General features: G+C 43.7%; 20 protein-coding genes. 2 read left to right on the top strand and 18 right to left on the bottom strand.

What is annotated here, in order from left to right; all coding sequences use genetic code 11:
- Nucleotides 1-161 precede the first annotated feature (161 nt).
- Nucleotides 162-1,268, bottom strand: coding sequence for a DNA-processing protein DprA (dprA, locus tag EO130_RS05315; RefSeq protein WP_127140481.1), 1,107 nt, complete (start codon nt 1,266-1,268; stop codon nt 162-164).
- Between the two features lie 105 nt (nt 1,269-1,373).
- On the opposite strand from dprA, the gene EO130_RS05310 reads away from it, so the two are divergent.
- Nucleotides 1,374-2,318, top strand: coding sequence for an HU domain-containing protein (locus EO130_RS05310; protein WP_127140480.1), 945 nt, complete (start codon nt 1,374-1,376; stop codon nt 2,316-2,318).
- 61 nt (nt 2,319-2,379) lie between these two features.
- Nucleotides 2,380-2,892 carry an acyl-CoA thioesterase gene (locus tag EO130_RS05305; RefSeq protein ID WP_127140479.1) on the top strand — a complete coding sequence of 171 codons (513 nt, stop codon included), beginning with the start codon at nt 2,380-2,382 and terminating at the stop codon, nt 2,890-2,892.
- A gap of 190 nt (nt 2,893-3,082) precedes the next feature.
- On the opposite strand, the gene EO130_RS05300 is transcribed toward EO130_RS05305, so the two are convergent.
- From EO130_RS05300 to EO130_RS05220, 17 genes are all read right to left on the bottom strand, one after another.
- Nucleotides 3,083-3,919 carry an aldo/keto reductase gene (locus EO130_RS05300; protein WP_127140478.1) on the bottom strand — a complete coding sequence of 279 codons (837 nt, stop codon included), beginning with the start codon at nt 3,917-3,919 and terminating at the stop codon, nt 3,083-3,085.
- 4 nt (nt 3,920-3,923) lie between these two features.
- Nucleotides 3,924-5,150: a murein hydrolase activator EnvC family protein gene (locus EO130_RS05295; protein WP_127140477.1), complete on the bottom strand. Its 1,227-nt coding sequence runs from the start codon at nt 5,148-5,150 to the stop codon at nt 3,924-3,926.
- 1 nt (nt 5,151) lies between these two features.
- A complete protein-coding gene (gene lolB1 / locus EO130_RS05290; protein ID WP_127140476.1) occupies nt 5,152-5,931 on the bottom strand; it encodes a lipoprotein insertase outer membrane protein LolB1 in 780 nt (259 codons plus the stop codon).
- The gene (locus EO130_RS05285) at nt 5,931-6,854 is read right to left on the bottom strand and encodes a tetratricopeptide repeat protein (protein WP_127140475.1); all 924 of its coding nucleotides are present in this window, start codon (nt 6,852-6,854) and stop codon (nt 5,931-5,933) included. The genes lolB1 and EO130_RS05285 overlap by 1 nt, the downstream gene beginning before the upstream one ends.
- Before the next feature lie 44 nt (nt 6,855-6,898).
- The gene (locus EO130_RS05280; RefSeq protein ID WP_127140474.1) at nt 6,899-7,915 is read right to left on the bottom strand and encodes a sugar phosphate nucleotidyltransferase; all 1,017 of its coding nucleotides are present in this window, start codon (nt 7,913-7,915) and stop codon (nt 6,899-6,901) included.
- Nucleotides 7,916-8,021: 106 nt separating this feature from the next.
- A complete protein-coding gene (dut, locus tag EO130_RS05275) occupies nt 8,022-8,456 on the bottom strand; it encodes a dUTP diphosphatase (protein ID WP_127140473.1) in 435 nt (144 codons plus the stop codon).
- Nucleotides 8,446-9,915 carry a lipopolysaccharide biosynthesis protein gene (locus EO130_RS05270; RefSeq protein ID WP_127140472.1) on the bottom strand — a complete coding sequence of 490 codons (1,470 nt, stop codon included), beginning with the start codon at nt 9,913-9,915 and terminating at the stop codon, nt 8,446-8,448. The genes dut and EO130_RS05270 overlap by 11 nt, the downstream gene beginning before the upstream one ends.
- Before the next feature lie 137 nt (nt 9,916-10,052).
- Nucleotides 10,053-10,913 (bottom strand): ATP synthase F1 subunit gamma, encoded by an 861-nt coding sequence (gene atpG, locus EO130_RS05265; RefSeq protein ID WP_127140471.1) that lies wholly within the window; start codon nt 10,911-10,913, stop codon nt 10,053-10,055.
- Nucleotides 10,914-10,943: 30 nt separating this feature from the next.
- Nucleotides 10,944-11,282: a four helix bundle protein gene (locus EO130_RS05260; RefSeq protein WP_127140470.1), complete on the bottom strand. Its 339-nt coding sequence runs from the start codon at nt 11,280-11,282 to the stop codon at nt 10,944-10,946.
- Nucleotides 11,283-11,301: 19 nt separating this feature from the next.
- Nucleotides 11,302-12,882, bottom strand: a complete 1,581-nt coding sequence (gene atpA, locus EO130_RS05255; RefSeq protein WP_127140469.1) for a F0F1 ATP synthase subunit alpha — start codon at nt 12,880-12,882, stop codon at nt 11,302-11,304.
- 2 nt (nt 12,883-12,884) lie between these two features.
- Nucleotides 12,885-13,424, bottom strand: coding sequence for an ATP synthase F1 subunit delta (gene atpH / locus EO130_RS05250; protein WP_127140468.1), 540 nt, complete (start codon nt 13,422-13,424; stop codon nt 12,885-12,887).
- A gap of 6 nt (nt 13,425-13,430) precedes the next feature.
- Entirely contained in the window at nt 13,431-13,931 is a 501-nt protein-coding gene (locus tag EO130_RS05245) for a F0F1 ATP synthase subunit B (RefSeq protein WP_127140467.1), read from the bottom strand.
- Nucleotides 13,932-14,026: 95 nt separating this feature from the next.
- On the bottom strand, nt 14,027-14,218 hold the full coding sequence (atpE, locus tag EO130_RS05240; protein WP_053970734.1) for an ATP synthase F0 subunit C: 192 nt from the start codon (nt 14,216-14,218) through the stop codon (nt 14,027-14,029).
- A gap of 31 nt (nt 14,219-14,249) precedes the next feature.
- The gene (gene atpB / locus EO130_RS05235; protein WP_127140466.1) at nt 14,250-15,389 is read right to left on the bottom strand and encodes a F0F1 ATP synthase subunit A; all 1,140 of its coding nucleotides are present in this window, start codon (nt 15,387-15,389) and stop codon (nt 14,250-14,252) included.
- 118 nt (nt 15,390-15,507) lie between these two features.
- A complete protein-coding gene (locus EO130_RS05230) occupies nt 15,508-15,897 on the bottom strand; it encodes a DUF6168 family protein (RefSeq protein ID WP_127140465.1) in 390 nt (129 codons plus the stop codon).
- Nucleotides 15,894-16,127, bottom strand: a complete 234-nt coding sequence (locus EO130_RS05225) for an AtpZ/AtpI family protein (RefSeq protein ID WP_127140464.1) — start codon at nt 16,125-16,127, stop codon at nt 15,894-15,896. The genes EO130_RS05230 and EO130_RS05225 overlap by 4 nt, the downstream gene beginning before the upstream one ends.
- The gene (locus EO130_RS05220; protein ID WP_127140463.1) at nt 16,105-16,524 is read right to left on the bottom strand and encodes a bactofilin family protein; all 420 of its coding nucleotides are present in this window, start codon (nt 16,522-16,524) and stop codon (nt 16,105-16,107) included. Before EO130_RS05220 ends, EO130_RS05225 begins: the two co-directional genes overlap by 23 nt.
- Nucleotides 16,525-16,527: the final 3 nt, after the last annotated feature.

Below are 16,527 nucleotides of genomic sequence, written 5' to 3'. Positions count from 1 at the left end.
CAATGACCATCGCTCGGGGTGACAGCTCGAAATGCCATCTTAACTCCGAACTCATAACTCCTAACTCCCAACTTCCGCCTTCGGACTTCTCACTCATAACTCTAAACTCGTAACTCTCAACTCCCGACTTCCAACTCCCAACTCCCGACTTCCCACCAAACCTACACCGCTTCGAACAGTTTACCGGGCAATGGACGGACGACCCCTTTCATTTCCATTTGCACCAAAGTGGACGAAACCTTAAAAATGGGCAATTTACACTCCAAAGCCACGGTGTCCAGCAGCTGTTTCCCGTTCAATTGCAGGTAAGAGTAGATTGACTGTTCTGTTTCATCCAACTCGACGAACAGCTGTTTTTGTACTGTTTTTTCCTGCTTTTCTTCCTCGATTTGCCATCCCAAAAGATAAATCAGCTCCGCGGCAGAGGTCAATAAATGCGCCTTTTGGTATTTGATGAGGTCGTTGCAGCCCTTGCTCCATTTGTCCGTGGCTCGGCCCGGAACGGCAAATACCTCACGATGGTAACCGTGGGCGAGATCGGCAGTGACCAAACTGCCGCCCTTTTCGGCCGATTCTATAACAATGGTGGCTTCGCTGATTCCAGCTATGATGCGGTTTCTCTTCAGGAAATTCTCTCGGTTGGGCTGGCTCGTACTCCAGAATTCGGTCAAAAAACCACCGTTTGCCTCCACCTTGGACTGGTATTTGGCGTGTGCTTTGGGATAAATTTGGTTGAGACCATGTGCCATACAGGCAATGGTCTGTAAGCCATGTTCCATCGCCGCTTTTTGGACCGTTATGTCTACCCCATAAGCTAAACCACTAACGATAACAGGGTTAAGTGGGGCCAACTCGGCTATAAACTGTTGGGCAAAGGAGCTCCCGTAGCTGGTTACGTTGCGGGTGCCTACTACGCTGATGATTTTTTGCTGCTTTAAATTGATGTTCCCCTGTTGAAATAAAAGGATAGGGCCGTCCAAACAGTGCTTTAGCCGTTCGGGATAGTATTCATCCATAAAATAGGATACCGTGATGTCCTTTTGGGACAAAAACTCATACTCCTGTTGGGCTTCTTCCAAATAAACGGGATCAAAAAGTCCTTTTAGGGTCATTTTGCCAATACCGTCGATTTTGAGGAGATGATGCAGTTTGTCCTCAAATATGGCCGTTGGACTTCCGCAGTTGGCGATTAATTTTTTTGCGGTCACATCCCCGATATTGGGAATGTTCTGCAGCCGCAAAGCCGCAATAATTTCAGGTTCAGTCATTTGATTTGGGCGTCAAAGTTGTCCACAAAATACAGCTTTTCAAATGTTAATAAAAAGTTATCCGGCTTATTTTGTACTGTCCCATTTTTTACAATATTTGTGGCTATGCGGATTGATACGTACATAGAAAAATTATTGTTTGAATATAACTGTGTTGTAGTACCCGGTTTTGGGGCATTCTTGGCCCATGGTACATCCGCAGCAATCGATTTGGCCACTAACACCTTAGTGCCGCCCAGCAAAGTCATCTCCTTTAATGCCCAACTTTCCAAAAACGATGGTCTTTTGGTTTCCCATATTGCCAAGGAAAAGCAATTAGGCTATGAAGAATTGTTGAAGGAAGTGGAAAACGTGGCCCAAGATTGGAAAGAAAGAATGGCCCAAGGCGAGCGTATCGAACTTTTTGGTATTGGGACCCTGTGGCACAATAAAGAGCAACGTATCCAATTCCAACCGGAAGAGAAAATCAATTTTTTGACAGCTTCTTTTGGACTCTCTGCTTTTACCGCTACTCCGATTCAGCGTGAAGTGATTAAGGAAGAAGTGGAGGAGTTGGAAGAGCGCATCCCGTTTATGATCACTCCGGAAAAAAGGGAGCAGTCTTCCTTTAGACCCTGGCTAAAATATGCCGCAGTGATTTTGTTGGCCGTTTCTTTGGGAGCGACATCTTACAAGACCTACGGCGATCTTCAGGAAAAAGAGGTAGCCGCCCAACAGGATGCCCAGCAAGAGGTATCCCGACTTATCCAAGAGGCTACTTTTTTTGAAAGCGCGCCCTTGGAACTCCCTGCCATCAACATAAAGGTGACCAAAAAGCAATTGGGCAAACATCACGTAATCGCTGGCGCCTTTAGGGAAGAAAAAAACGCTGAAAAACGTGTGAGCCAGCTCAAAGAAAAAGGGTACAATGCCTTTTATTTGGGCACCAATGCCTACGGACTTCACCAAGTAGCTTATGATAGCTTTGAGGACCCCAAGGAAGCCCTAGTATTTTTGAGAAAGGTAAAAGCCGAGGATTCCCGAGATGCCTGGTTGCTTTCTGAGAAATAATCCATCTTTCGTTTAAAAAGCATTTCTTACTTCAATATCTTTGCGCAAAATGTAAAGAGGTATGCGCGCTAAAACACCTAGTGAATCCCGCACGGTAATGACCGATTTGGTATTGCCCAGTGAAACCAACCCCCTAAACAATCTATTTGGAGGCGAACTCTTGGCCCGTATGGACCGAGCTGCAAGTATTTCAGCCCGAAGACACAGTCGCCGTATTACAGTGACCGCTTCCGTGAACCATGTGGCATTCAATAGTGCTGTTCCTTTGGGGAGCGTGGTTACCGTAGAGGCATCGGTTTCGCGGGCGTTCAACACTTCGATGGAGATTTTCTTGGATGTATGGATAGAGGATCGTTTTACTGGGGAGCGCACCAAGGCCAATGAGGCCATTTATACCTTTGTTGCCGTAGATGATACGGGAAAACCAACCGAGGTGCCACCTTTGGAGCCCGAAACAGACTTGGAAAAAGAGCGCTACGCGGCTGCCTTACGAAGAAAGCAATTAAGCTTGGTGCTTGCGGGTAAAATGAAGCCTGCCGATGCGACGGAGCTGAAGGCGCTTTTTACTTCTTAACGTAAGCCTATCCTTTCGATACTGGTCTAAATCTATATTTCCCTGCTGTCATCTCAAGTCTTTCGACTACACCCAAGATAAACTTAAGTCGAGCGGTATTTGTGCTTTTGCTTAGGACAAGGTCTCGACTGCGCTCGACCTGACATTATCTGTGCAAGAATTAAAGACAACTCATGATACTTGCCCGTCTTTAAAAATCAAAATTATTGGGGTCTGGTCCAAAACGCTTGCCCTTTTCCAAATTATCCAATAATTGAACATCTTCTTGGGACAATTCAAAATCAAAAAGGTCGGCATTGGCCTTGATTCGTTCTGGTTTGGATGATTTTGGAATGGTAATCACACCTTTTTGCAGATCCCAGCGCAATACAATTTGAGCAATGGTCTTATTGTACTTGGAAGCCAAATCCTTCATCATATCCAATTCAAAAATATGGCCCTGCATCAAAGGTGACCATGCCTCATACTGAATGCCTTTCGATGCACAGAAATCAATCAAATCCTGCTGCACTAAGTAGGGATGGAACTCCATTTGGTTCACCATGGGCACAATCTCTACCGAGGGCAACAAATCCTCCAGATGGTGTTGTAAAAAGTTGCTGACCCCAATGGCACGAACCCGTTCTTCCTTGTAGAGTTTTTCAAAGGCTTTCCATGTTTCTTTGGATAGGTCCCCTTTGGGCCAATGAATCAAATATAAATCCAGGTAATCCGTTCCCAAGCGCTCCAAACTGGCCTCAAATGCCTTGAGCGTGCTGTCATAGCCTTGATCGGTGTTCCACACCTTGCTGGTCAAAAAAACATCCTCACGGCTTACGCTGCTTTCGCGGATTCCGGTACCCACGCCTTCTTCATTGTGATAAATGGCAGCGGTATCGATATGGCGGTAGCCATGATCAAGTGCCGCTTTTACCGCATTTATGACTTCGCTTCCATCTTCGGATTGATAGACCCCCAATCCAAAATAGGGCATCTGGACCCCATTGTGCAGTTCAAAAGAGCCTTGTAAATCAGTTATTTCCTTCATAATGTTAGAGTTGATAGATCCAATCCTCGGGGTTCAAGCGGTCAGAATCCTTATACAGGTAAAACTTCAACTTTGTGGTGCCGTCCAACCGATTGGTATTTATTTCGCCCAGCACTTCTTTGGCGGCGACTTTATCCCCTTTTTTTACATAGAGATTGGAAAGGTTATAGTATGTGCTGATGTAATTTCCGTGCTTAATTTGAACACCTTTGTTTCCTCCAGGGACCGAAAGAATAGCAATGACCTCGCCCTCAAAAATGGCCCTGGCCTTGCTTCCCTTGTCCGTGGTGATGGTAACCCCATTGTTCCGGTGTTTGATACCGGGATATAACTTATCCGCGTAAACACCATAGCCCTGACTTTTAATACCTTTTTCCACGGGCCATATTAATCTTCCCTTGTTGGATGAAAAATTATCCGCCAACAACTTCGCCTCTGGAGTAAGGGCAAAAGTGGCGCTGCTGGTGGATTTGCCCGAACTTTTATTGGAACTGGCAATGGCGCTTTTGATCATCCGTTCAATTTCATTGTCGATTCTACGGGCCTCTTTCTGCTTTTCTGCAATGGCGGCAGTGTATTTGGCCTCGTTTTGTTTTATACTTGTCAAAAGACTTCGCTGCGCTTCAATTTCCTTGTTGAGTTCCTCCTTAGCCTTTTGATTTTCTGCTACCAACTGGTCCTTTTCCTTTCTCTGGCGGACTAAATCTTGGTTCAGTGTTTTGAGCTCCTCGGTTTTTTGCACAATGCCCTCTCCCTGCTTTTTACGGTGTTTGGCATATTGTTGCATATACTGAAGTCTTTTAAAGGCTTGAAAAAAGTTTTCTGCGGACAAGAGGAACATCAATCGATTGCTCTGCGACTTATTCTGATAGGTTTTCTGAATCAGTTCTGCATAATCTTCCTTTAGGACTTCCAAGTCTTCGCGGAGTTTGCTAATGCTTCTAATATTGACGTTGATTTGCCTACTCAGCAAATTCGATTGCTGATTGGTAACCCGAATCAGTTCTTGTCGAACATTTATTTTATTGTCCAAGGCTTCCATTTGGTCCAAAACGGTACCCTTTTCTTTGCGCTCAGCGAACAGTAAACGGTTGATTTCCTTGATTTCTTCCTGCAAGCGTTCCCGTTTGGCTTCGAGCACTTTCTGCTCTCCTGTTTGAGCAAACGAAGGTACCGTAGTACAAATCGTAAGTATCAATAAATAAATTACATATGAAACTTTACCTTTCATATTACTTTAATGTAATTTTATCATAGCCTTTGGGCACTTTATACGGAAAGCTCATGGGTTTGTTGAGCTCCAAGTTACGAAAACTCAAATCAATTGTAGTCAATTCACCTTTTTCCTCGGCCACTATTTGGATGTCCTCCGGCAATACGTTTCCAGAAATATCCTGATAAGTATATTTTGCCAATAGATGTCTTGCATTAACCGGTTGTGATATTTCTTGACTGGCTATTTTAAAGTTTTTGGGTTCCAATTGAAACAGAATCTTAAAAAGTTCCTGGGCCTTCTTAGGTTTTAATTGGTAGTTGCCATTGTAGACTTCAGAATTGAACTTTTCCTTACGCAAGTCGAGTACCGCATTGCCCAAAAGTAGGTTCTGTACCTTTTCAAAATCTAATTCCGTACCCAATAATTCGCTCAAATAGCTGAAGTCTCCATCAAAATACTCATTTTGTAACTTGTTGTAAAACGATACTTTTTTGGGGGTAATATGAGCTTTGACCACACCAAGTGGCGCACTCATCCAAATCACTTTGTCTTTCTCCATGCGCAAGCTTACATTGACGCCCTGCGAATCGTCTCCATTGGCGTAATCGATCTTAACTCTTCCCCTCAACGTTCTAAATTTGGGCTGGTTGGAGTAATGGGCATTGACGATGTTTTTTGCGGAAAGTCTTGAATTGGCCTCTCCCCCTGTAATCGACTTGGTGCTTTTACAAGAACCTAGGGTGGCCAACATCAAAATGGCAACGCTTGCTTTGTATATATGTTTATGTAGGTTCATTACAATCCTGAATTGATCTTGTTCAAATAGTCATTTGCTTTTTGGGTATTGCCAATTTTCGAATATCCATCGGATAGCTGCCTGTATATCATATTTTGAAGCGTACTGTCATCCAATATATAATCAAGTCCACTCTCCAACACTTCAACGCCCTTGCTGGCATTGCCGGTGTTGTTCAACGCTGTTCCATAGGCATAATAAAAATAGGGCTGCAGGGGATAAGTATCCAATGCCTCCTTGGATTCCGTTAACAAGGCAGTATAATTGGAAGCTGCGATGTATTCCTCCATTGTTTTTCTCAATTGGGATATAGGGTCACTTTTGGTTTCGTCAACGTTCTGCACTATGGGCGTGACTTCTTCTATACTTTCCCTTTTTTGGAGTGAATCCTTAATCTTCTCGCTTAGCTCCGATTTTAGGGAAGAACTTGGCAAGCCCTCCAAAACCCTGGTGGCTTCCTTGTACTGCTTCATTTTGAAGTAGAACAGTGCCATGTTCTTTCTAAGCTTTGTATTACTGTAAGGAATTCGTTCTTTGATAGTCTCCAAGGGATTTCCTTGTTTGTCCAAAATGGTCAGTACATTGTCCAAATACCAATAGTCTTCTGGTTCTGATAATAGGGCCTCAATAGCAAAATCTTGCGCCTGTACGTATCTTTTGTCCAGCATATAGGCTTTGGCCAATTCGTAATCCACTACGCTATTATTGGGCTCCAATTGCTTGCATTTCAGGAACAAATCCACGGCCCTATCGTAGTTTTGGATGCCTTTCTGTTTGAGGGCTTCAAAGAAATTTTCCTGAAACTCATCGGTATATTCTTCGAGATAGACATCTGCACTTTCCTGTTCTTCTTGGCCATAGGTGTAATGCTGCATCAAAAATGATGCTCCCAAAACCATCCCAACAAGAAGTTTCCTTTTCATAGTAACGTCCTAAGTCCCCATCCAACCAAAAATGTGTTCTAAAGTTATTCCAAAACAGAATAATCTCCAATGCTAATGGTCTCAAAATTACCATTATAAATCACATGGTTGCCAATCATGGCATTATCCAAATTAGCGTTGGTTATCTTGCTATTGCTTTGGATGAGGCTATTCTTTATGGTCGAATTTTCCACAATGGTATTTGCTCCTACCGAAACATAGGGTCCCACTGTAGTATTTTTGAGCACTACGTTCTCTCCAATAAAACAGGGTTCCACAATATTGGCGTTTTCCTGTGTTACGGAATCTGCAATCATATTTTCGCCCTCCTTTTCCAAGAATGCCAGCATCCGCTGATTGGTTTCTACGGTCACATTTTTGTTGCCGCAGTCCATCCACTCATCCACCTTACCAGGAACAAATTTCATGCCCTTTTCCATCATCCGTTTGATACCGTCATTGATTTGGTATTCCCCGCCATGGGTGATATCATGGTCCAAAACATGCTGCAGCTCATTTTTGAGCACTTCCACATCCTTGAAATAATAAATACCGATTACGGCCAAATCAGACACATACTGCTGTGGTTTTTCGACCAACTCTACGATTTCGTTGCTTTCATTCAACTGAACCACCCCATAGGCTTCTGGGCGTTCTACCTGCTTCACCCAAATAACGCTGTCAGCTGATTTGTCCAAATCAAAATCGGCACGGATTAAGGTATCCGCGTATGCGATTACCGCGGGACCGCTTAGGGACTCTTTGGCGCTCATGATGGCGTGTCCTGTTCCAAGTGGTTGGTCCTGCCTATAAATGGAGCCTTTGGCGCCCAATTCATCAGCTAAAGCCATTAAACTTTCGACCACATCATCCCCAAAAAAGGCAGGGTCGCCCAGAATAAAGGCAACTTCATCGATGGGTTCGCCCAACACCTTGGCGATATCACTCACCAATCGATGCACAATGGGTTTGCCCGCTACGGGAATCAATGGTTTTGGAACTGTCAATGTGTGTGGTCTCAGACGGGAGCCTCTTCCCGCCATGGGTACGATTATTTTCATACAAATGCCCGCGGAGGCGGGTATCTTTAATAAGTTATACTTCGTTTTAAGGTCTCAACTGCGCCTGTCTGCCGACAAAGGCAGGCTCGACCTGACATTACTTCTTTCAATGAGTTCCAGTACTCCCGAATCCACCTTCGCCCCTATCCGTTTCAGAAAGGGTTTCGACTTCTTCCCATTCGGCACGTTCGTGCTTGGCAATGACCATTTGGGCAATGCGCTCCCCGTTTTCCACAGTAAAATCCTCATTGGACAGATTGACGAGTATTACCCCGACGTTTCCACGGTAATCAGCATCTATGGTTCCAGGTGCATTAAGTACTGTAATGCCTTTTTTGGCCGCCAATCCACTACGTGGTCGTACTTGTGCTTCGTAACCCACTGGTAGTTCCATAAAAAGTCCTGTAGGGACAATGGCCCTTTCCAGAGGTTTTAAGGTAATGGGGGATTCCAAATCCGCCCTTAAATCCATCCCTGCGGAGGCAAGGGTTTCGTAATGTGGCAGCTTATGGCCTGATTTGTTGATGATCTTAATCTTCACGTTTTATAAATATGCTTCGTAATTTATCTCCTTCCATCTTGTACACCAGCCCCAAAAATAACAAAAACAGTAGGCTGCCCGCTATTAAATTTCTATTAAAAACATAGAACGAAAGTATGGAAAACACCAGCGATACAGATAGGTAAAACACAATCTTTCGCATATTGTAGGGCACTGGGTAGTATTTTTTACCGAAGTGATAGGAGAGTAGCATCATGCTCCCATAAGCTGCCAAAGTAGCCAAAGCCGATGCCATGTATCCAATTTTGGGAATCAGGCTTATGTTTATGACCAAGGTGATTACGGCCCCGACCGAGGAAATATAGGCCCCAAACTTTGTTCTATCGGTGACTTTGTACCAAACGGAGAGGTTGTGGTAAATCCCTAGGCAAAAGCTTGCGAGTAGGATGATAGGCACCACATCCAAAGCCTCCCAATACACGGGGTTGTGCAATAACAGTCTACCCAGCACATCGATAAAAGCTATGACTCCCAGTAAGATAATGCTGCCCAGGATTACGAAGTAATTGGTAATCTGGGCGTACGTTTTCTGGGGCTTCTCGCTTTTGGCATGACTAAAGAAAAAGGGCTCCACACCCATCCGGAAAGCTGTCCCGAACAACGTCATGAACAAGGCCAATTTATAGCAGGCGCCATATTTTCCCACTTCGCTCTCTGCAATGTTGGATGGAAGCAATTCGGTAAGCAAAATTTTATCCAACACTTCATTGATGGTGAAAGCGATTCCAGCAATAAGAATGGGTCCTGCATACTTGAGCATTCGTTTCCACGTACCTAAATCGAACTTATAGGATGCCTTTATGTAAGTAGGAAATAAAATCAACAAGGTTACTCCACTTGCGATTACATTCGATATCAAAACATAATGGATTTCCCAATTAGGTTTGTAGAGAGACGTTAGAAAGCCTGTATCTCCATTTTGGGCCATCTTGGGAAGCAACAGTAGAAAAAACACATTAAAAGCCAAGTTTATAGCCACATTAATGGTCTTTAGGACTGCATACCGCATCGGTTTCTCATTGGCTCTAAGCAAGGCAAATGGGATGATGACCACGGCATCAAGAACCAAAATATATGTAGTGAACTTAAGATAATCTGCGTTGATGTTGGTAACTCCGGACAACCATTCCCTAAGTGAAAGGGCAAGAATCAGAAATAGTAAAGAGGAGCCCAATAGGGATATCAATGAGGTGGATATCACTTTGGCCTTATCCTCACTTTTATGGTAAAACCGAAAAAAGGCTGTTTCCATACCATAGGCCAAAAACACATTAAAAATAGCTATCCAGGCATAGATGTTCGTATACTGTCCGTAACCTGAAGCATTCTCAAATACAGCGGTATACAACGGTAACAAAAAGAAAGAGATGACCCTTGGCATTACCGTGGCCAGACCGTAGATAAATGTTTGTTTAAAAAGCCGCTTTAGTGGATTCAATAGGTGTTGCTTCTTTAAAGACCCAAGTTAGGTGGCTACAAGTTACGCAAAAGCCGTAATTACCTAAACCTTATTATCCTAAGAAAAACAAAAAGGCCACCGAATGGGTGGCCTTTTGATAGTATTTTTATGGAACCTTAATTGTTCAACGCTTCTGCACCACCAACAATCTCGAGGATTTCATTGGTGATAGCAGCTTGACGGGCTTTGTTGTACGTCAATTTCAATTCGTCTCTAAGTTCAGCGGCATTATCGGTCGCTTTGTGCATTGCGGTCATACGCGCACCGTGCTCACTGGCAAAGGAATCCCGAATCGCCTTAAACAACTGTGTCTTCAAGGATTTTGGTATCAGTTCTTTTACGATTTCCACTTTGGAAGGTTCAAAAATATAATCGGCAGCGATTGCTTTGTCCCCCTCAGTTCCTACGATCGGCAAAAACTGCTCGGTCATCACAATTTGCGTTGCGGCATTCTTGAACTTGTTGTACACCAACTCAATCTTGTCATAATCACCCTTGGTGAACAAACGCATCAACAATTCAGCAATCTCGGCTACGTTGTCAAAGGTCAAATCGTCATATATCTTACTTTGGTCACCCAAAATAGTATGCCTTTTTCTTAGGATGTCATGACCTTTTTTACCAATCGTGTAGAAATCCACCTGCTTGCCCGGATACTTGTTGGACACCAAATGGTTGCTTTGCTTGATGATGTTGGAGTTGAATCCACCACAAAGTCCTCTATTGGACGTAATGGCAACAACCAAAACTTTGTTTACAGGTCTTTTGTCGGCATATTCGCTACCTCCGTCTCCTTCCAAACTGGCGCTAAGCCCTTGCAAGAGCTCCGTTAGTTTATCGGAATAAGGACGCATTGCCGTAATAGCATCTTGGGCTTTTTTCAACTTGGCAGCAGATACCATTTTCATGGCACTGGTAATCTGCATCGTTGATGAGATGGATGATATCCTGTTACGTATTTCCTTTAGATTCGCCATTGTTTTAAATTATGGGTTCTGAGTGCAGAGTTAAGAGTTTTTGACTATTGCCACGATGATACGTATTAACTCTTCACAACTATCCATCAAATCCTTAGGAACATCTCTACCTGTAGCTTCCAAAATCTCAAGCCAAAACATAGTTTCATCAGCTTCCTTGAGAGCTATTCCAAATTTATTTTTAAAATCCTTTGCGCTAACCCCTCTTTGCGCTTCTCTTGTGTTGGCACCTATACTGGTGCCGCTTTTCAACAACTGAGAGGCTATCTCAAAATCCTTGTTTTCCTTTAGTTGGTCGCAGTAATTAACAATTTTACAGGCAAATTCGAAACTTTTGATTCTTACAGGACTTGTTTCCAATTTCCCCATAACTCGTCACTCTGAACTCTTAACTTTTATACTTACTTGAAAGATCCTTGCAAACAGCAGTCAATGTCTCAGTGACCTCGTCAGTCAATTTACCAGCTTTAAGGGTATCCAAAACATCTCTGTGCTTGGCGTTCAAGAACTCCAAGTAATCCTTTTCAAATTCCTTTACCTTGTCAACAGGCACATTTCTCAACAAGTTCTTGGAACCTGCAAAGATGATGGCCACCTGATCTTCAACAGTAAATGGATCGTTCTGACCTTGCTTCAAGATCTCCACGTTTCTACGTCCTTTCTCGATAACGTTCAAGGTAGCAGCGTCCAAATCGGAACCAAACTTGGCAAAGGCTTCCAATTCACGGAACTGGGCCTGGTCAAGCTTCAAGGTACCGGCTACTTTCTTCATGGACTTGATCTGCGCGGAACCACCCACACGTGATACAGAGATACCTACGTTGATCGCAGGACGCACCCCTTGGTTGAACAAGTCTTGCTCCAAGAATATCTGACCATCTGTAATGGAAATTACGTTGGTTGGGATATAGGCAGAAACGTCACCAGCTTGAGTTTCAATGATAGGAAGTGCGGTCAATGAACCTCCACCTTTTACCATGGGTTTCAAAACTTCGGGAAGGTCGTTCATGTTCTTCGCGATATCATCATCGGCAATTACTTTGGCCGCACGCTCTAGCAATCTGGAGTGCAAGAAGAATACGTCACCAGGATATGCTTCACGTCCTGGAGGTCTTCTCAACAACAAGGATACCTCACGGTAAGCCACAGCTTGTTTGGACAAGTCATCATAGATAATAAGCGCTGGACGCCCTGTATCCCTGAAGAACTCACCGATAGCCGCACCGGCAAATGGAGCGTATACCTGCATTGGGGCAGGATCGGAAGCGTTTGCGGCAACAATGGTGGTATAGGCCAATGCACCTCTTTCTTCCAAAGTTTTTGCGATGGCAGCAACGGTAGACGCTTTTTGGCCAATGGCTACGTAAATACAGTAAACCGGCTCACCAGCATCGTAAAACTCTTTTTGGTTAAGGATGGTATCGATACAAACTGTCGTTTTACCAGTTTGCTTGTCACCAATTACCAACTCCCTTTGTCCACGACCTACGGGAATCATGGCATCGATGGCCTTGATACCTGTTTGTAACGGCTCGTTTACTGGTTGTCTAAAAATTACACCTGGAGCCTTACGTTCCAAGGGCATTTCGTAAGTTTCACCGGAAATAGGGCCTTTACCGTCGATTGGTTTTCCCAGGGTATCCACCACACGACCAACAATTCCTTCACCCACATTGATAGAGGCGATACGCTCGGTTCTTTTTACCGTTGCGCCTTCCACGATTTCTTTGGACGGGCCCAACAATACAACACCTACGTTATCCTCTTCCAGGTTCAGTACAATTCCTTGCATCCCACCGTCGAACTCTACCAATTCACCATATTGTACATTGGCAAGTCCATATACACGGGCAATACCATCACCCACTTGCAATACGGTACCTACTTCATCCAACGAAGCGGATGCTTCAAAACCTGATAACTGTTTTTTCAAAATTGCTGATACCTCAGCGGCTTTTACTCCTGCCATTTTTATAGACTATTTGTAAATTCTCTTTTTAATCCGTTCAATTTGTTTGCGATGCTAGCATCGTATTGGGTATCGCCTACCCGCAGCACAAATCCTCCGATGATGCTCTCATCGATTCTATTCTCAAGGGTAACCTTGTTTCCAGTAGCTTTGGTGACCGTTTCCAATATCTTCTTCTCCAAATCGGATGTCAATGGAACGGCTGTGGTCACATAAGCAACTTCTTCACCCTTCAATTTCTCATGAAGAATGATGTATTTGAAGGCCACTTCCTGTAACATGGCTATTCTCTTATTGCCGATCAAGGTTTGAAGAAGACCTTTGGTGATTTCACTGGCACCTTTAAAGATTTCCAATAAACTGTTCTTTTTCACTTCCGATTTAATGATCGGACTTTCCAGCATACGCTGAAGCTCCAAGCTATCGGAAATGGTTGCAGCTATCTCCCGCATATCTTTTTCCACGGCGTCTGCCGCTTTCTTTTCGACTGCGAAATCCAAGGTTGCTTTTGCGTAGCGTATGGCTGCCCTGTTTTGGTTCATGGTCTGTTAGTTCAGTTTAATATCGCCCAACATGTCCTCGACCAACTTTTGTTGTTTACCTTTGTCGGACAGTTCTTGTTTGATGACTTTTTCGGCAATTTCCACGGAAAGGTTGGCCACTTGTGCCTTGATTTCTGCAACGGCGGCTTTCTTTTCGCTTTCAATAGTGGCCTGGGCCTGCTTGATCATCTTGTCCCCTTCAGCCTGAGCCTGTTCTTTGGCCTCGGAGATAATGTTGGCTTTGATATCGCGGGCTTCTTTTAACAGCGTGTCCCGTTCTGCTCTAGCCTCTTGCAACAATCGCTCGCTATCGGCAGTGACATTCTGCATTTCCTTTTTTGCGGCCTCAGCAGCTTCAAGGGCACCTTTGATCCCTTCCTCACGCTTTTCTACCGCTCCAAGAATGGGTTTCCAGGCGTATTTTCTCAACAACAACAATAAGCCCACGAAGAGCAACAACTGCCAGAAAAACAAGCCAAAGGAAAATTCCTCTATTAACTTTTCCATTTATCTTAAAATATAAATTCTTTAAACGCTATCATTTTAAATTAATGAAGGGCCATAGCCAACCGCTATGGCCTTCATCAATACTGTTACGGTTATTAAGCTGCAAAAAGAGCGGCGAAACCGATACCTTCAATAAGGGCTGCTGCAATCAACATTGCTGTTTGGATCTTACCAGAAGCTTCAGGTTGACGAGCAATGGCTTCCATTGCCTGACCACCGATTCTACCGATACCCAATCCTGCTCCGATTACAATCAAACCAGCACCTACGATGTTTGGAATTGTCATGATATATGAATTTAAATATTAAACGTTCTACTTAATGATGGTCTTCTTCTACCGCCATACCAAAATATAGGGCGGACAGCATGGTAAAAATATATGCCTGCAATGCGGCCACCAACAATTCCAATAATGAAAGTGCAAATGCCAACAAGAAGGACAATGGGCTTCCTATCCAGTTTTTAAATATGAACATCAACCCGATAATACTCATTAACACTACGTGACCAGCAGTGATGTTGGCATACAAACGAATCATCAACGAAAATGGTTTGATGAATGTCCCCAACAATTCGATGGGTGCCAATATAATTTTCATGGGAACGGGTACACCTGGCATCCAAAAGATGTGTTTCCAGTAGTTTTTATTCCCTGTAAATGTTGTAATTAGATAGGTAATCATGGCCAAAGCAAAGGTCACCGCAATATTGTTGGTCACATTCACCCCAAGTGGTGTTAACCCCAAAAGGTTAATGACCCACACAAAGAAGAATACCGTAAGCAAATAGCTCATGTACCTTTTGTATTTATGCTCCCCGATGTTGGGAATGGCAATTTCGTCACGAACAAAGAGCACCAAAGGCTCCAAAAATCTTCCCAAACCTCGCGGCATGGTACTTTTTTGGTACCTCTTGGCCATGGAACGAAATACCAAGAACATCAAAAGGGCCACAGCCATAATGAAGACCACATTCTTGGTTATGGAAAAGTCCAAGGGCTTTTCGTTGGTTGGATGTGCATCATCCACCACCAAATTCTCACCAAAAGCATCTTCAGTGTGGGTTTCTTCGCCATGATGTCCACCAAAATTGATGGTTCCTTCGGCATCCGTCTTGTATATTTTATTGTGATAAAGTGCGTAGTAATTACCGTCTACTTCTGCCACGGACTCTCCATGCTCCAACTCGGAAGAAAGAAAAACCTTCAATCCATTGTCCCAAAGAATCACAGGAAGTGGAAACCCAAAATATTTGTGCTCGCCCTCTTCGGTGGTGTAGGAGTATAAGTTGAAATCATGCGAATCCAAAAGGTGGTGGTCGATATATTCCTTAATCTGTGTCTTTAAATCGTGGGCACCGGTTTCAACTTCTTCTCCCTCTTGGTTTTGGGCCGATACAAATCCCGCAATCAAAAAAATTACGGCAACTAGTTTTTTACTGAAAAAAGAATATCGCATATGATCCAACTATGGGTCCTCAAAAATTGGTGCAAAAATACATTCCTCCTTCAAAAGAAAAAAGCTTTTTTAGGTATTATTTTTTTCTTGGATTTTTCAGGTGAGTTTTGACGCTTTGTTACACAGTATTAAGCAGTTTCACCAAAAAGAAGGTTTCCAATACCAGGGCAAATCCATATGGGACAAAAAAGACAAGGAACTCCAATCGTTCCAAGACACCATCTTCGTTGAATATCGGGTACAGAAAAATGAAGAAAAGTGCAAACTTTACCAGACTTCCTCCAAGAAAAAAGAATCCCAGTAAATCACGATACTTGTTGCGGAAAAAGTAAATCGCAAAAAAAACAATGAGCGCCATAATGGCATTGAGCACGTAGCTTTTTGTGAGCTGTAAGGACGAAAGTTCGTGACCCCGATTTTCCAGAATCCATGATTGAAGAAAAAACGATCCCCATAAGCCCAAAAGGAGAATGGAGGTGAAAAGAATTGGATAAGCCCTTTGCTTCAATCGTTGATTTTTTTGATTTGTTGGAGGACCAAATATATGGAAATCGCCACGGCCAAAATGGTACAGATGGGCAAGAACACTTTTTCAGTCCCAAAATGCCCGTCCAACCATTTACCGCCCCAAACACCCAAATAAATAACAATGCCCATTTGAATGGCGGAACCAGACAAACGGGCGGCTGTATTGAGTGTTTTGTTGTAGTCTTTCTTAGGAGGCTTTTGCTGGCTCATTCTTGCTGGTTGACTGCATTTTGGGCGTAGCCGTAACTCCTTTGCCCATGGTACAGGCCGCATTGAAGGTGGCTCCCGGCTCTACGGCCAATTTGGCCACTGTCACGGTACCTTCGATCGTGGCCGAGGACTTCAACGACAATAGGTCCTTTACCATCAGTTCACCATTGAACCTTCCTTCGATATCTGCGTTCACGCATTCTACCTTTCCGTTGATATAGCCATCCTTTCCAATGACAACTTTACCGGAGGTGATCACATTGCCTTCCAACTTACCGTCTATCCTGAAGTCGGCTTCGGAGGTGATGTCACCCTTAATTTTCGTGTTCTTTTCGATTCTGTTGGGCTGTCCGCCAAATTCATTCATAGGCCGGGGTTTTTTGTTGTCAGAAAACATTGT

The sequence above is a fragment of the Flagellimonas marinaquae genome (assembly GCF_003992675.1).
Taxonomy (GTDB): domain Bacteria; phylum Bacteroidota; class Bacteroidia; order Flavobacteriales; family Flavobacteriaceae; genus Flagellimonas; species Flagellimonas marinaquae.
This window is presented reverse-complemented; position numbering and strand designations above follow the sequence as displayed.

Excerpts from the sequence above, each read along its gene's own strand:
- EO130_RS05225 (WP_127140464.1), bottom strand. The coding sequence starts at position 16,127 with ATGAGCCAGCAAAAGCCTCCTAAGAAAGACTACAACAAAACACTCAAT.
- dprA (WP_127140481.1), bottom strand. The coding sequence starts at position 1,268 with ATGACTGAACCTGAAATTATTGCGGCTTTGCGGCTGCAGAACATTCCC.
- EO130_RS05260 (WP_127140470.1), bottom strand. The coding sequence starts at position 11,282 with ATGGGGAAATTGGAAACAAGTCCTGTAAGAATCAAAAGTTTCGAATTT.
- atpA (WP_127140469.1), bottom strand. The coding sequence starts at position 12,882 with ATGGCAGGAGTAAAAGCCGCTGAGGTATCAGCAATTTTGAAAAAACAG.
- atpG (WP_127140471.1), bottom strand. The coding sequence starts at position 10,913 with ATGGCGAATCTAAAGGAAATACGTAACAGGATATCATCCATCTCATCA.
- EO130_RS05300 (WP_127140478.1), bottom strand. The coding sequence starts at position 3,919 with ATGAAGGAAATAACTGATTTACAAGGCTCTTTTGAACTGCACAATGGG.
- EO130_RS05245 (WP_127140467.1), bottom strand. The coding sequence starts at position 13,931 with ATGGAAAAGTTAATAGAGGAATTTTCCTTTGGCTTGTTTTTCTGGCAG.
- EO130_RS05285 (WP_127140475.1), bottom strand. The coding sequence starts at position 6,854 with ATGAAAAGGAAACTTCTTGTTGGGATGGTTTTGGGAGCATCATTTTTG.
- EO130_RS05305 (WP_127140479.1), top strand. The coding sequence starts at position 2,380 with ATGCGCGCTAAAACACCTAGTGAATCCCGCACGGTAATGACCGATTTG.
- atpB (WP_127140466.1), bottom strand. The coding sequence starts at position 15,389 with ATGCGATATTCTTTTTTCAGTAAAAAACTAGTTGCCGTAATTTTTTTG.
- EO130_RS05295 (WP_127140477.1), bottom strand. The coding sequence starts at position 5,150 with ATGAAAGGTAAAGTTTCATATGTAATTTATTTATTGATACTTACGATT.
- atpE (WP_053970734.1), bottom strand. The coding sequence starts at position 14,218 with ATGACAATTCCAAACATCGTAGGTGCTGGTTTGATTGTAATCGGAGCA.
- lolB1 (WP_127140476.1), bottom strand. The coding sequence starts at position 5,931 with ATGAACCTACATAAACATATATACAAAGCAAGCGTTGCCATTTTGATG.
- EO130_RS05220 (WP_127140463.1), bottom strand. The coding sequence starts at position 16,524 with ATGTTTTCTGACAACAAAAAACCCCGGCCTATGAATGAATTTGGCGGA.
- EO130_RS05280 (WP_127140474.1), bottom strand. The coding sequence starts at position 7,915 with ATGAAAATAATCGTACCCATGGCGGGAAGAGGCTCCCGTCTGAGACCA.
- EO130_RS05310 (WP_127140480.1), top strand. The coding sequence starts at position 1,374 with ATGCGGATTGATACGTACATAGAAAAATTATTGTTTGAATATAACTGT.
- atpH (WP_127140468.1), bottom strand. The coding sequence starts at position 13,424 with ATGAACCAAAACAGGGCAGCCATACGCTACGCAAAAGCAACCTTGGAT.